The following is a 15,475-nucleotide window of genomic DNA, read 5'->3' on the forward strand; positions in this document are numbered from 1 at the left end:
TTCTAGACAATCAATGAAAATGTTTAAAACTAGGAGGTTTCATTATGTCAGAGAAATATGAATATTATAAAACGCAACGTGAAAAATATGTAGCTCGTGGTGTAGGAAACGGAAATTTACATGTAGCGGACGAGGCACAAAGTGCAACCGTTAAAGACGTCGAAGGTAATGTGTTCATTGATTTTGCTGGTGCCATTGGTACTTTGAATGTCGGACATTCCCACCCAGAAATTACGAAACACTTGAAAGCACAATTGGATAAATTTATACATCCCGGTTTTAATGTCATTATGTATGAAAGCTATTTAAATTTAGCGCAAAAATTAACGGAAATTACACCTGGTCATTTTGACAAAAAATCAATTTTGCTTAACTCAGGTGCAGAAGCTGTAGAAAATGCCGTTAAAATTGCAAGAAAATATACGGGGAGACAAGCCGTAGTCTCATTTGTAAGAGGATTCCATGGTAGAACGAATCTAACCATGTCTATGACGAGTAAGGTGAAACCATATAAATTAGGTTTTGGACCATTCGCTCCGGAAGTTTATCAAGCACCATACCCTAATGTTTCTGAAAAATCTGAAGACTTATCAGATGAACTTTACACACAACATATAATCAATAAGTTACATGATTTCTTTATCGAAACGGTGGATCCGAGTGAAGTAGCATGTATCGTCATGGAACCTGTTCAAGGAGAAGGCGGTTTTATCATACCTGATATCCAGTTTGTAAAAGCCGTTAAACAAATTTGTGAAGATAATGGCATTGTCTTTGTAGCAGATGAAATTCAAAGTGGCTTTGCTAGAACAGGTAAAACATTTGCGATAGAACACTTTGATGTTGAACCAGATTTAATTACGGTTTCTAAATCATTGGCTGCTGGATTCCCTTTAAGTGGTGTCGTTGGTAGAAAAGAAATCGTTGATAGCGCATCACCAGGAGAATTGGGCGGTACGTATGCTGGAAATCCATTAGCATGTGAAGCTGCACTTAAAGTGATTGAAATCATAGAAAATGAAGATTTAAATGGAAAAGCGGAACAACTCGGTCATCAACTAGAAGCATATTTAACAGCATTGAGTCAAGATTATGAGCAAGTTAAAGCTATTCGTCGTTTAGGGGCTATGGTTGCATTTGAAGTCGTTGATCCGGAAACTGGTGAACCTGACAAAGCGTTAACAGCTAAGATTATTAAAACTGCAAACGAAAAAGGCTTATTATTATTATCGGCTGGTATTAAAGGCAATGTGATTCGTTTCTTACCACCATTAGTTATTACAGATCAAGAATTAAACAAAGGTCTAAATATATTAACAGAAGTATTTGAAAAGGCCATTGAAAAGCAAACGAATTAATGAATAAGTAGCATTTATATTTTATAAGCGGAAAGGGTATGGATAAATGAAAGGGATTTTATAATTATATTTAAAAAGGGGTCGTTACCATGACAAAGTTAGAAGTAATTAATCCAGCTACTAATGAAGTTTTAGAGCGTTTAGATTATGCTACGCATGAACAAATTAATCATCAAATTAAACAAGCACATCAAGCATTTCAAAACTGGAAGAAGGTCGATGCGCACGAACGTTCAGCGAAATTAGCGCAATGGGCTCAATTAATTGATGATCATCAAGACGAACTTGCACGTCTGATTACATTAGAAGGAGGTAAGCCACTGGCAGAGGCAAAAGGTGAAGTAGCTTATGCGAACTCATACGTCAAATGGTATGCCGAAGAAGCAAAACGTGTATATGGTCGTACGATACCAGCTAATTCACCTTCGAAAAAAATTGTTATAGATAAATTTCCAGTAGGTGTCGTAGGCGCGATTACACCGTGGAACTTCCCAGCAGCAATGATTACGCGTAAGATGGCACCAGCATTGGCGGCAGGATGTACAATCATTTGTAAACCAGCAGTTAAAACGCCACTGACAACGATTAAACTTGTGGAACTTGCACATCAAGCGGGTTTTCCAAAAGATGCTATCTCCTACATTATTGCTTCAGGTAAAGACGCAGGGGACATTTTCACAAATCATAGTTTGATTAGTAAAGTGACATTCACTGGATCGACTGCTGTTGGTAAATCATTAATTGAATCATCTGCGCAACAAGTTAAAAATGTGACGATGGAGCTAGGTGGCTTAGCACCGCTTATCGTTCATAATGATGCAGACATTGAAGCGGCAGTAGACGGTACGATTGCTTCGAAGTTTAGAAATGCAGGACAAACTTGTATATGTGCAAACAGAATCTATGTTCACGAAGATATCGCCGAGGCATATAACGAAAAATTAATAGAAAAAGTGCATGCATTATCTGTAGGTGATGGCTTGAAAGAAGAGGTTAAAATTGGACCACTCATTGACAATCAAGCTGTAGAAAAAGTGTTAACACACATCAAAGATGCGCAAGAAAAAGGTGGGCAACTATCACGTAGCATTGAAGATATTCAAGCATTGGGCGGTAATTTCTTAAAACCGGTAGTCATTACGAATGCAAATTTAGATATGAAAGCAATGCATGAAGAAACGTTTGGACCAGTTGCGCCAGTGATGACATATAGTGATTTAGATGAAGTGATTAACATAGCAAATGACACAGAATTTGGCTTAGCTTCATATTTCTTCACGAATGATTATCGTACTGGATTAAAACTCTTTAATGAACTGGAATATGGTGTGATTGGTTGGAACGATGGTGGACCATCTGCTGCACATGCACCATTTGGTGGTTTGAAAGAAAGTGGTTATGGTAGAGAAGGTGGCGTAGAAGGCATAGAACCTTATTTAGAGACGAAGTATCTTTCTATACAAGAATAAAAATGCATTAGGATAAACCAAATCTTAAATAAAATATAAAATCAGTCAATTAAAGATTGAGAAAGCGATTGGTTAATCACATATGATAGGGCGCCGTTTATTAAAGTGAAATAAATACAACGCTACGCTGCGCGCTTCTCAACTTTAATTGACGTTATTGAAAATGTTATGGGGTATGTTCAATGAAATCACAATTTAATAAATCAATGAATATAGTTGATGTTTTATTTCTAGCTATTGGTGCCATGCTTGGATGGGGATGGGTAGTCTTGTCAGGAGAATGGGTATCAGCAGCTGGATTTATCGGAAGTATTGTCGCTTTTTTAATTGGTGGATTATTAGTTATTGTTATAGGCCTTACATACGCAGAGCTTGCATCAGCTATTCCGGAAACTGGCGGAGGATTTGTATTTGTTAAAAAGGCTTTTTCTCCTGGTATTGCATTCATTTCTGGTTGGTCCGTACTTTTTGGATATGTATCCGTAATTACATTTGAAGCGGTTGCTTTGCCCACAGTCATCGATTACGTCATTCCTTTTAAACATCATGGTTTTATGTGGAATATCGCTGGTTGGGATGTCTATTTAACATGGGTATTAATTGGTTCAATTGGTAGTATTGTATTAACATCACTGAATTATTTCGGCGTAAAACCAGCAGCCATCATGCAGACTGTGTTCACTATCTTTATTGTAGCAGTGGGCTTGTTGCTTGTATTTGGTGCTGGATTCAATGGCAACTTTAGTAATTTAAAACCATTCGAGAATGGTGTTGGCGGAACCATGTCCGTATTGATGATGATTCCATTTTTATTTGTAGGATTTGATGTCATTCCACAAATTGCTGAAGAGGTGAAAGCACCTTCTAAAAAGATTGGTGGCATTTTGATATTATCAATCATTGCTTCTGTTATATTTTATTTATTGATTGTATTTGGGGTAGCCACAGGACTTTCACCTTCAGCACTGAACACGAGTAGTTTAGCAACGGCGGATGCAATGGTTAATCTGTTCGGTCATAGTGGATTTGGTGTATTACTTGTACTCGGTGGTGTCGCCGGAATTATAACCAGTTGGAATGCATTTATTATTGGTGGAAGTAGAATATTGTATGCAATGGCTAAAAATAAAATGATTCCACAATGGTTTGCCTATATCCACCCGAAATTTAAAACGCCTACGCATGGTATTTTATTTCTAGGTGTACTCGCTTTTGTAGCACCGCTGTTAGGAAGACCAGCACTTTCGTGGATTGTTAATGCAGGCGGTATTGGTGTTGTTCTAGGTTATTTACTCGTTGCAATTTCGTTTCTTAAGTTACGCAAAACGCATCCTAATTTAGAACGTCCTTACCGTATTAAAAACGGACAAATTGTTGGTATCATTGCGGTTATTTTGAGCATTTTGTTTATCGTGATTTATTTACCGGGTATGCCGTCATCGTTAGCTTGGCCATCAGAGTGGTTAATTGTATTAGTTTGGTATTTGATTGCAGGTGTACTTTATTTAACTCAAAAAAGAAAGACAACAGAAGATGCCTATGTATCAATACAAGGAGACAAGCAATCAGATTATCAGTAACACTTTATATAAAACAGCCGTGTCAGTTTAATTTAACTGGCACGGCTGTTTTTAATGAAAATAGTTATGTTATTGAACTAGTTAGCGACATGGATAAGTTGATCGCCTGGCATAATCCACTGTTTTTTTAAGAAATACTTATATAAAGCAAAGCTAATGACTGCAGGCAATATAATATGGAAGATTATAATTAATAGCCAGGTTTGAAGTGAACCACCCATGGTATTAATCGTCATAATTTGGCCAATTAAACCACTTGTACCCATACCTGCACCAGCGGCATTATTTGTCATAGGAAATAGAGTTGTCATAACTGGAGCAACAACTGCACTTGCTATTGTTGGAGGTACTAAGATCATGGGATGTTTAATGATATTTGGGACTTGTAGCATACTTGTACCAATACCAATAGATAAAATACCACTCCAACCATTATCCTTATAGCCATTTACAGCAAAGCCTACCATTTGCGCCGCACAGCCTATCGTTGCTGCACCAGCAGCTAAACCACTTAAATCAAGCATGAGTGCAAGTGCTGCACTTGAAATTGGCGCAGTAAGTGCTAAACCAAAGATGACAGATACTAAAATTCCCATTATCAACGGTTGTTGTTCAGTTGCGACAATGATAACTTTACCTAACCCAGTCATAAACTCATTTAACGCAGGTCCAAAAAGTTTTGCGATAGCGCCCCCGATAACAATCGTGAGTAAGGGCGTAACAATGATATCGATTTTAGTCTTGCTTGCATAAAATCTACTTAATTCTACGACGATGAGTGTAGCAATATAGGCACCAACTGCACCGCCTCCAAACGTCGTATAACCTAGTGTGCCAACGATAACACACGAAAAAATAACTAGAGGTTTAGCGCCTAATCCATAAGCAATTGCTACCCCAATAGCAGCACCGGTAACTGACATTGCGACCTTACCAATTTCTGATAAAAACGATAAATCTATTTGTGGAATGAGTGTTTGATTGCCAATAGTTTCTAAGATAAGTCCAATAATTAAAGAGCCAAACAAACCCAAAGCCATAAAACTTAATGCTTCAATAACCCACCTATGCAAATGATTTTTCATTAAGTAATCTCCTTATTTTTTAATTAAATTATTTCATAAATTAATATTAGTATATAGATAGTTAGTGAAGTTGGCTAGACTATATTGGGATTTTTTTCACAATCATAAAATAAAAACTGCCAGTGCGTATCGAAACGCACTGACAGTGTTGTAATTGTATTTAAATGTATTAGGATAGATTAATTTTTGTTTACAGAAGCATCATAGATAGATTCAACTGTTTCGCCTAAAATTTTGTCGAATTCTTCATCAGATTGGTTCACATTTAAATCATTGATTAATGCACGAGAGAAGCTAGCGATTAAATCTTTATTTTGTTTAAGTACTTCATTTGCATGTTCTCTGCTATAGCCACCAGATAACGCAACGACACGTACAACGTTTGGATGGTTGATTAATGATTGATATTGATTTGCTTTTGTAGGGATAGTTACTTTAAGCATTACAAGTTGATCATCGTTGAGTTTGTTTAGTTCTTCTAAAATTGAATCAGTTAAGTATGCTTCAATCTCTTCTTTGTTTTCAGCATTAATATTAACTTCAGGTTCAATAATTGGAACTAAACCAGCTGCAATAATTTGTTTAGCTACATCAAACTGTTGTTTAACAACTAAATCAATACCGTCTTTATTTAGTTCTAAGATATTAGAACGCATTTTAGTACCGAAAATTTTATGTTTATTTGCACGATTTAGTAAGTCATCTAGCTCAGGCATAGGTTTCATTAATTGAACGCCATCTTTTTGTTCATCTAAACCTTTATCTATTTTTAAGAAAGGTACAACACCTTTATCAGCTAGATAGTCCGCTGTATGTTTGCCTTCTACTTCGCGGTCCATTGTTTGTTCGAACAGAATCGCACCTACAATTTTATCTGAACTAAATGATGGTGACGACACGATACGTGTACGCATGTCATGAACGAGTTTGAACATTTCGTCTTCACTGTCATATTGATCTTCTGTAACGCCGTAGTCACGTAACGCTTTAGGTGTACTACCACCACTTTGGTCTAATGCAGCAATGAAGCCTTTTCCATTTTTTACTTTGTCAAATTGTTCTTGATTCATTCTTACCACTCCTTTTACTATATTCTCTTATAGTATGATAAAAATTAAAAAATAACGCAAGCTGTAGGCTCTTTTACGATAAAATATAATGGAAATTGTGTCTTTAATAAAAACTTTTTCTGTAGCTAATATGATTTAGTAACTGAAATTAAAAATATGGGCGTTGGGTTATAAAATTCATCTTGTTCTGAGTACATACGTAAATAAATTTCAGTGTCTAAATGGATATGATCAAATCCTAATGATTTTAAGATATCCATATCTGTTTGAGGTCTGGGTTGGTGATTAATGGGTATATTTTGTTTGATTGCCTCGCTTTCAGCCAGCATATCTTTGCCGAGTGTGTGGTGTGCATGTTCAGTATTCAGGGATTTATAGTCAGTGAATGAATCGTTACCATAATTGGCATCAATATTAATCAGTTTACCGTTAGGTTTTAATACACGTAACCATTCTTGATATGCTGCCTTTGTATTAGGAAGTAGCCACGTTACATTGCGAGAAATAACCATATCAAAAGTTTCATCATTGAATTGTAGTGATTCAGCATCCATTACTTGAAAGTGAATATCTTGATGATGACTTTCGGCATTCTGTTTTGCTGATTTGATCATTTCAGGAGAAAGATCTATCCCTGTGACATCGCTACCTAGGTTTCCACATAAAATAGCTAAAAAACCCGCGCCAGTACCAATATCTAAGATTTTCATACCAGGTTGTATCGGGTTTATGTTATTAATTTCTTCTATCCATTTTTGAGCATGCGTACTTTCTAATTCTGCTAGCTTATTTTTACTAAAGGATTCAGCACGTTTATCCCAATAATTAATGATCTTTGATTTTTCCATTTAAATTCACTCCGCTTATTACAATTATTTTGCTGTTTACACTATTATAGAATATTTAAGTATAAAAGTTTGTGATGACTATTTAAAAACACACAAAAAACGACATACATTTAATTATGTATCGAACAACCTTTATGCGATATTTTATAAAAAAACAGTCTTTTTCTCTGAAAATACAAAAAAATAAAAACAAATATTTATACGTAAATAATGAATAAAGATACATATTATAAAGTTTGTAAGATTCATTAATTTCATTAAGTTTAAACTTAACACTGTGATTATAGCGATTTATACTCCGAAATTAATTCTCTGTTTTATATAAATATTCATATAATTAATTTCAGAATATTGAATGCAATTTGCATTATTATTTAAAGTTCGTTAGGCTCATGTTTGTGAATTAATATATATTTTTGCTAATGTTTATCTATTTTTAGCGACTTTTCCATAGTTATAAAAATAAATACAGGGGTGTTCAATAATGAAGAAAAATAAAGTTATGGATTGGACGACCTTTATAGGATCATCGGTTATTTTACTGATTGCAGTAATTCCTATGATGGTCTTTCCTAAAGCAAGTCAAGAAGTGATTACTAAAATGAACGATGCCGTTTCTAGTGCATTAGGTTCAGTTTATTTGTTTATCGGACTCGCTATTTTAATATTTGTTTTATACATAGCCTTTGGTAAGTACGGTAATGTAACTTTAGGTAAAGCGACAGATAAGCCCGAGTTTAATAATTTTAGTTGGGCTGCCATGCTGTTTTGTGCCGGTATTGCGTCTGATATTCTATATTGGGGTATTATCGAGTGGGCATTCTATTATCAAGATCCGCCACATGGTGGTAAAGGTATGACAGATAGTGCGCTTAATTATGCAACGATGTATGGTATGTTCCATTGGGGACCGATTGCATGGGCGACCTTTGTACTACCAGCGCTGTGTATTGGTTACTTATTATTCGTGAAGAAGAAACCTATTTATAAAGTAAGCCAAACGTTACGTCCAATATTAAAAGGGCAAACAGATGGTCTTGTAGGTAAGATTGTCGATATTATATTCATTTTTGGATTATTAGGTGGTGCAGCTACATCATTAGCACTTGGTGTACCAATGATTACAGCGGGGATAGAGCGCTTGACTGGTATCGATGGTGATAACATGTTAATGCGTGGTGCGATACTGTTTTTAGTAACTGCTATCTTTGCTTATAGTTCATATTCTGGATTGAAAAAAGGTATAAAAGTATTAAGTGATTGGAACGTTATTTTGTCATTTGTATTACTTGGATTTGTGTTAATTGTTGGACCAACGGTATTTATTATGGAAACGACAATTACAAGTATGGGTAATATGATTAAGAACTTTTTCGAAATGGCTACTTGGCTAGAACCATTTGGCGGTATTGGTGGCCGTAAAGAAACGAACTTCCCACAACAGTGGACAATATTCTATTGGTCATGGTGGATTGTTTATGCACCATTTATTGGATTGTTTATCGCACGTATTTCCAAAGGTCGTACGTTAAAAGAAGTAGTTTTAGGTACAATTATCTATGGTACATTAGGATGTATGTTGTTCTTCGGTATTTTTGGTAACTATGCTGTGTTTTTACAAATTAGTGGACAATTTGATGTGATCCAAAATCTGAATACACATGGTACGGAAGCTACAATCATAGAGGTATTGCATCAATTACCGTTCCATAATATTATCATTGTATTATTTATGCTTTCGGCAGTGCTGTTCTTAGCGACAACATTTGATTCTGGATCATATATCTTAGCAGCAGCATCTCAGAAAAAAGTAATTGGTGAACCATTAAAAGCAAACCGTCTTTATTGGGCGTTTGCGTTATGTTTATTACCATTTGCGCTTATGTTAGTCGGTGGCGAGAAAGCGTTAGAAGTACTGAAAACAGCAGCCTTATTGGCGAGTGTGCCAGTACTTGTAGTCTTTGTTATGATGATGGTCGCATTTATGCGGACACTTAATGAGGACCGACTTAAACTAGAAAGTCGGGCAGACAAGTATAGAGAGGTCGAGCGACGTTCATTGCGTATCACACAAGTTAGAGAACAAAAAGAAGACGATAATTTGTAATTTTAAATAAAAGCTGAGACAAGTACGATGTCTCAGCTTTTTTATGCTTTAACTTAAGGTTGAATTGTCATGCTTATTTGTTAAATAAAAAAGCGACCGTTTGAAATTTAACTTCACACGGACGCTTTTTGAAATTCTGTTGATTTTGGGCTAACTATCTTACACATATTTAATCTTCTTTGTAATTATTTTCAGGTATTGGGAAGTATTTAAATATTTCTCCACTTTCCAATGCATCACTTAAATGATCTAACCATTCGTAATAAGGTAACGTGTCGATGAGTTGCTGTTTCGTTTCGTTTGCCTCAGTTTTAATAGCGGCATCTGTACTTTCGTCATTAATAATTTTGTTTAGTATCGCAACGGCATCATGGACAGCTTCGGCATTAATTACGATTTCCCGACGCCATTTGCGTGTAAAGAAATTGCTAAAGAAGTTAAAGAAATCTTTTTCTGCAATAAAATGTTGTTTTCTACTACCGCGTGTAAATTGTTGCTTAACGATATCAAATTCTTGGAGTCTTTTGACCCCAGCACTCATGCTTGGTTTACTCATTTGTAATTGTTCACGCATCTCATCGAGTGTCATGCTATCTTCGAAGAGCATAGTACCAAATAAATTACCAACACTTCTGTTGATACCATATAAATCCATTGTTTCACCAATCGCATTGATAACAATATCTTTTGCTTCGTCTAATTGATGTTCAGGGTTGTTTGAATGTGCCATGTAGTACACCTCCGACCAAATATTTTATTGTGAATTCAAATTATAGCAGGTTAACGAACAGAATTTAAGTAGCGCTTTGTTTCTGAAGTTATGAGCCAATTGAAATTTGAACTGGTTTGACACGCTTTCGTTTACTATGGTAACATAAAATCTATAAAATTCGTTAAATAAAAATTTAACAAACTTAACGGAGGTAATTTTAATGGAACTTGTAAATCAATTGTCTCGTCGTCAATACATTGATGGTGAGTGGGTAGATAGCTCGAATCAAGCAACAAGAAAAATTATTAATCCATTTAACCAAGAAGTCATATTTGAAGTAGCAGAAGGTACTGCTGAGGATAGTGAACGTGCGATATTAGCTGCACGTCGTGCTTTTGAAAAAGGTGAATGGTCATTAGAAACAAGTGAAAATAGAGGCAAAAAAGTACGTGCTATTGCCGATTTAATTGTGACACATCGTGAAGAATTAGCGAGACTTGAAACATTAGATACAGGTAAAACATTAGAAGAATCTTACGCAGATATGGATGATATTGCGAACGTATTTAACTATTTTGCAGGTTTGGCAGATAAAGATGGTGGAGAATTGATAGATTCTCCAATCCCAAATACAGAAAGCAAAGTAATAAAAGAACCGATTGGAGTTGTAACTCAAATTACGCCATGGAATTATCCTTTACTGCAAGCTTCATGGAAACTTGCACCTGCATTGGCAACAGGTTGTTCGCTTGTTATGAAACCAAGTGAAATCACGCCGTTAACAACAATTCGTGTATTTGAATTAATGGAAGAAGTTGGCTTCCCTAAAGGTGTGATTAATTTAGTATTAGGAAAAGGATCTGAAGTTGGTGAACCGTTATCTGCACATAAAGAAGTGGATTTAGTGTCATTTACTGGTGGCATAAAAACTGGTAAACACATTATGAAACAAGCAGCAGATCATGTTACAGATGTAGCGTTAGAACTTGGCGGTAAAAACCCAAATGTCATTTTTGACGATGCCGATTTTGACTTAGCAGTAGATCAAGCATTAAATGGCGGATTCTTCCATGCAGGTCAAGTATGCTCTGCTGGCGCAAGAATTATCGTGCATAACGATATTAAAGAAAAATTCGAAGCAGCCCTTATTGAAAGAGTTAAAAATATTAAATTAGGTAATGGTTTTGACTCAGAAACGGAAATGGGACCTGTGATTTCAGCTGAACATAGAGAAAAAATTGAAAATTATATGGAAATTGCAAAAGCTGAAAATGCAACGATTGCTATTGGTGGTAAACGTCCTGAACGTGAAGACCTACAAGATGGGTTCTTCTTTGAACCAACTGTAATTACAAACTGTGATACTTCTATGAGAATTGTTCAAGAGGAAGTATTTGGACCAGTTGTAACAATTGAAGGTTTTTCAACTGAAGCAGAAGCCATAGAACTTGCGAACGATTCCATTTACGGTTTGGCTGGCGGTGTCTTTACACAAGATATAGGCAAAGCTGAACGCGTCGTTAATAAATTGAAGATGGGAACAGTTTGGATTAATGATTTCCATCCATACTTTGCCCAAGCACCTTGGGGCGGCTATAAACAATCTGGTATTGGTAGAGAGCTTGGTAAAGAAGGTCTAGCTGAATATCAAGTAGAGAAACATATATTACGTAATACAAACCCAGAACCAGTTAATTGGTTTGGTAAAGCATAATATAGATTTTCAAATAAGAGAATGAACGTATATAAATTAGAGGAGGCAGTATCACAATGAAGCAATCATACGATTATATCATTATAGGTGGTGGAAGTGCTGGGTCAGTACTTGGTAGCCGTATAAGTGAAGATGTATCGAATAACGTACTTGTATTGGAAGCTGGACGTAGTGATTATCCATGGGACTTATTAATACAGATGCCTGCAGCATTAATGTATCCAGCTGGAAATAAATTATACGATTGGATTTATGAAACGACACCTGAGCCACATATGGATGGACGTAAAGTCGGTCATGCACGTGGTAAAGTTCTAGGTGGTTCAAGTTCGATTAACGGTATGATTTATCAAAGAGGTAACCCAATGGACTATGAAAAATGGGCGAAGCCTGAAGGCATGGATTCATGGGATTACGCACATTGTTTACCTTATTTTAAACGTTTAGAAAAAACATTCGGTGCAACAAAAGATGATCAATTCCGTGGACATCACGGACCAATTAAACTAAGAAGAGGTCCAGCTGATAATCCGTTATTCCAGGCTTTCTTCGATGCAGGTGTTGAAGCAGGTTATAATAAAACACCAGATGTAAATGGATTCCGTCAAGAAGGATTTGGACCATTTGATAGTCAAGTACATAATGGTCGTCGTGTTTCTGCATCTAGAGCATATTTACATCCAGCGATGAAACGTAAGAATTTAGAAGTGCAAACACGTGCATTTGTGACGAAATTAAATTTTGAAGGTAACAAAGCAACGGGTGTTACATTTAAGAAAAATGGTAGAGAACATACAGTAAATGCGAAAGAGGTTATCCTATCAGGTGGTGCAATTAACTCCCCGCAATTACTACAATTATCAGGTATCGGTGATTCAGAACATTTACGTTCATTAGGTATTGAACCACGTATTCACTTACCAGGTGTTGGTGAAAATTTTGAAGACCATTTAGAAGTTTATGTGCAACATGCATGTAAAGAACCTGTTTCAATGCAACCAAGTTTAAATAAATTAAAAATGCCATTCATAGGATTACAATGGATTTTCGGACGTAAAGGTGCTGCAGCATCAAACCATTTCGAAGGTGGTGGCTTTGTACGTTCAAATGAAGATGTAGATTATCCAAACTTAATGTTCCACTTCTTACCAATTGCGGTAAGATACGATGGTACGAAAGCGCCAGCTGCACATGGTTATCAAGTGCATGTAGGACCAATGTACTCAAATTCTCGTGGACATTTAAAAATCAAATCAAAAGATCCATTTGTTAAGCCAGATTTTGTGTTTAACTACTTATCTACAGAAGAAGATAAACGTGAATGGGTGGAAGCAATTAAAGTAGCTAGAAATATCTTAGGCCAAAAAGCATTAGACCCTTATAATGGAGGAGAAATCTCTCCTGGACCTGAAGTGCAAACAGATGAAGAAATTATTGAATGGGTAAAACGCGATGGTGAAACAGCATTGCATCCATCTTGTAGCTGTAGAATGGGGCCAGCTTCAGATGAAATGTCAGTCGTAGATCCAGAAACGTTCAAAGTACATGGTATGGAAAATCTACGTGTTGTAGACGCATCTGTTATGCCACGTACAACAAATGGTAACATTCATTCACCTGTATTAATGATGGCTGAGAAAGCAGCGGACATCATACGTGGTAAAAAACCATTAGATCCAGAATATATTGATTTCTATCGTCATGGTGTACATGATAAAGATGCGGGTACTATAAAGTAATGTTTGATTATGATATTTTAAAATAAATGAAATAGATATAGAGGTAAGGCATGTATTTGTTATTATCTCTGACTGCCGACAAAGGCTTAGACTTTGTTGGCAGTTTTTTTGTGCACGTCCGACTAACATTGCCTTTTTTGATACTTAAAGCTTTTACGAGTTCATTTTCGACAGACGCACGCATAACGCGCTGTTACGTAATATGAGAGATATTATTTATCGGGGAGGCTTGGTTAAATCTATGGTGGTTGAATGAATGACTTTTATACACCACAAATATTACAAGGAAGTATCATTTAATTTTGTTATAATGAGTAAAATAAACCATAAACAAAGTAGGGATACCCAATGGAATTGAGAACACTTAGATATTTTGGACAGTTGCTGAAGAACATGCGATTTCAAAAGCGGCAACGGTACTAAACATTACGCAACCTACATTAAGTAGACAAATGCATGACTTAGAATTAGAACTAGGGGTAGAGCTCTTTTATCGAGAAAATAAAGGTATTATGCTTACAGAAGAAGGCATATTTTTAAAAAATAGAGCAGAAGAGATATTGTCATTAACGAATCAGACGCAACAAGAATTTGAAAATAAAAAACAACAAGCGTTGAGTGGACATATTACGATAGGATGTGTAGAAGCGGATAATTCTGACACGCTTGCCATGATATTAGAAGAGATGGTGAGAGAACATCCTTAGTCAACGAAGATAATATCGATGTAGTCGTAGGTAACGTTACATTCGAACCAGGTTGTCGTAATAACTGGCATGTTCATACAGAAGGCTATCAAATATTATTAGTTACTGGCGGAGAAGGTTGGTATCAAGAAGAAGGCAAACCTTCCCAAAAATTAGCGCCAGGGTCAGTTATCGTAACGCATAAAGGTGTGAAACATTGGCATGGCGCAACAAAAGATAGTTGGTTTGAACATATCGCAATCACATCTGGTGCGTCAGAATTTCTAGAGTCAGTGTCAGATGAACATTATGAAAGTATTGAAAAGTAAGGAGTGATTAAAATGGCAGAAAATGTAAAAAGATAAAGTAGTAGTTATTACTGGTGCTTCCAGCGGTATCGGTGAATCCACAGCAAAATTATTAAGTGAAAAAGGTGCTAAGCTCGTATTAGGCGCAAGAAGAATAGATAAATTAAACGCACTAAAGTCTGATTTGAAAACGGAGGTCATTGCAAAATCGACCGATGTAACAAATCCACAAGATGTTGAGGCGTTAGTTCAAAATGCTATAGAAATATTTGGCAGAGTGGATGTGTTAATAAATAATGCGGGGTTAATTCCACAGTCTTTCTTAGGCGACAATAATATTGATGAATGGAATCAAACGATAGATGTCAATTTGAAGGGTGTACTTTATGGCATTGGTGCAGTTGTACCTAAGATGAGAGCACAAAAGTCTGGACACATTATTAATATAGCATCTATTGCAGGACACCAAGTTAATCCTGATGGTGCGGTATATTGTGCTACTAAATTTGCTGTTCGTGCTTTAACTGAGGCGCTACGACAAGAAGAAGTCACAGTGGGAAGTCATATTAGAACGACGATTGTATCACCAGGGGCAATTGAAACAGAACTCTTAAATCATATAACGGATCAAGGGCTAAAACAGGGTATGGAGGATGTTTATAAAGATGCATTAAACCCAAATGAAGTTGCTAAAGCACTTGTTAATGCGATTGATACAGATGCATCTACATCTATAAATGAAGTTGTTATTCGTCCAACACGACAATTACCTTAATCATATAAAAACGCAGTGAAAGGT

General features: G+C 36.1%; 12 protein-coding genes and 1 pseudogene. 9 read left to right on the forward strand and 4 right to left on the reverse strand.

Annotated features, from left to right (window positions below):
- Positions 1–44: 44 nt before the first annotated feature.
- The 3 genes from gabT (at position 45) to ACM6UH_RS01970 (ending at position 4,407) form a co-directional block, all read left to right on the forward strand.
- Positions 45–1,358 (forward strand): 4-aminobutyrate--2-oxoglutarate transaminase, encoded by a 1,314-nt coding sequence (gene gabT / locus ACM6UH_RS01960; protein ID WP_061050457.1) that lies wholly within the window; start codon positions 45–47, stop codon positions 1,356–1,358.
- A gap of 89 nt (positions 1,359–1,447) precedes the next feature.
- Positions 1,448–2,827, forward strand: coding sequence for an NAD-dependent succinate-semialdehyde dehydrogenase (locus ACM6UH_RS01965; protein ID WP_002482140.1), 1,380 nt, complete (start codon positions 1,448–1,450; stop codon positions 2,825–2,827).
- A 182-nt stretch (positions 2,828–3,009) separates the two neighbouring features.
- Positions 3,010–4,407: an APC family permease gene (locus ACM6UH_RS01970; protein ID WP_011302183.1), complete on the forward strand. Its 1,398-nt coding sequence runs from the start codon at positions 3,010–3,012 to the stop codon at positions 4,405–4,407.
- Between the two features lie 77 nt (positions 4,408–4,484).
- Here ACM6UH_RS01970 and ACM6UH_RS01975 read toward each other — a convergent pair whose 3' ends face one another.
- From ACM6UH_RS01975 to ACM6UH_RS01985, 3 genes are all read right to left on the reverse strand, one after another.
- A complete protein-coding gene (locus ACM6UH_RS01975; RefSeq protein ID WP_047504772.1) occupies positions 4,485–5,492 on the reverse strand; it encodes a PTS transporter subunit IIC in 1,008 nt (335 codons plus the stop codon).
- Between the two features lie 179 nt (positions 5,493–5,671).
- Positions 5,672–6,562 carry a fructose bisphosphate aldolase gene (locus ACM6UH_RS01980; RefSeq protein ID WP_011302185.1) on the reverse strand — a complete coding sequence of 297 codons (891 nt, stop codon included), beginning with the start codon at positions 6,560–6,562 and terminating at the stop codon, positions 5,672–5,674.
- Between the two features lie 125 nt (positions 6,563–6,687).
- Positions 6,688–7,410: a class I SAM-dependent methyltransferase gene (locus ACM6UH_RS01985; RefSeq protein WP_061050458.1), complete on the reverse strand. Its 723-nt coding sequence runs from the start codon at positions 7,408–7,410 to the stop codon at positions 6,688–6,690.
- Between the two features lie 484 nt (positions 7,411–7,894).
- On the opposite strand from ACM6UH_RS01985, the gene ACM6UH_RS01990 reads away from it, so the two are divergent.
- Positions 7,895–9,517 carry a BCCT family transporter gene (locus ACM6UH_RS01990; protein ID WP_011302187.1) on the forward strand — a complete coding sequence of 541 codons (1,623 nt, stop codon included), beginning with the start codon at positions 7,895–7,897 and terminating at the stop codon, positions 9,515–9,517.
- Between the two features lie 169 nt (positions 9,518–9,686).
- Here the strand turns inward: ACM6UH_RS01990 and cudC are convergent, their stop codons facing one another.
- Positions 9,687–10,247, reverse strand: coding sequence for a choline uptake/conversion transcriptional regulator CudC (gene cudC, locus ACM6UH_RS01995; protein ID WP_002482146.1), 561 nt, complete (start codon positions 10,245–10,247; stop codon positions 9,687–9,689).
- Positions 10,248–10,449: 202 nt separating this feature from the next.
- On the opposite strand from cudC, the gene betB reads away from it, so the two are divergent.
- From betB to ACM6UH_RS02020, 5 genes and pseudogenes are all read left to right on the forward strand, one after another.
- A complete protein-coding gene (betB, locus tag ACM6UH_RS02000) occupies positions 10,450–11,943 on the forward strand; it encodes a betaine-aldehyde dehydrogenase (RefSeq protein ID WP_047504769.1) in 1,494 nt (497 codons plus the stop codon).
- A 56-nt stretch (positions 11,944–11,999) separates the two neighbouring features.
- Complete coding sequence (gene betA / locus ACM6UH_RS02005; RefSeq protein ID WP_061050459.1) at positions 12,000–13,682, forward strand: choline dehydrogenase; 1,683 nt, start codon at positions 12,000–12,002, stop codon at positions 13,680–13,682.
- Positions 13,683–14,107: 425 nt separating this feature from the next.
- Positions 14,108–14,389, forward strand: coding sequence for a LysR family transcriptional regulator (locus ACM6UH_RS02010; RefSeq protein WP_225791784.1), 282 nt, complete (start codon positions 14,108–14,110; stop codon positions 14,387–14,389).
- Positions 14,383–14,697: pseudogene (locus tag ACM6UH_RS02015) on the forward strand (cupin domain-containing protein); the annotation flags it as partial. The gene ACM6UH_RS02010 and the pseudogene ACM6UH_RS02015, both read left to right, overlap by 7 nt.
- 46 nt (positions 14,698–14,743) lie before the next feature.
- Positions 14,744–15,451 (forward strand): SDR family oxidoreductase, encoded by a 708-nt coding sequence (locus ACM6UH_RS02020; protein WP_061050461.1) that lies wholly within the window; start codon positions 14,744–14,746, stop codon positions 15,449–15,451.
- The last annotated feature ends 24 nt before the right edge of the window (positions 15,452–15,475 follow it).

The organism is Staphylococcus sp. LKG4-2 (genome assembly GCF_050955665.1).
Taxonomy (GTDB): domain Bacteria; phylum Bacillota; class Bacilli; order Staphylococcales; family Staphylococcaceae; genus Staphylococcus; species Staphylococcus saprophyticus.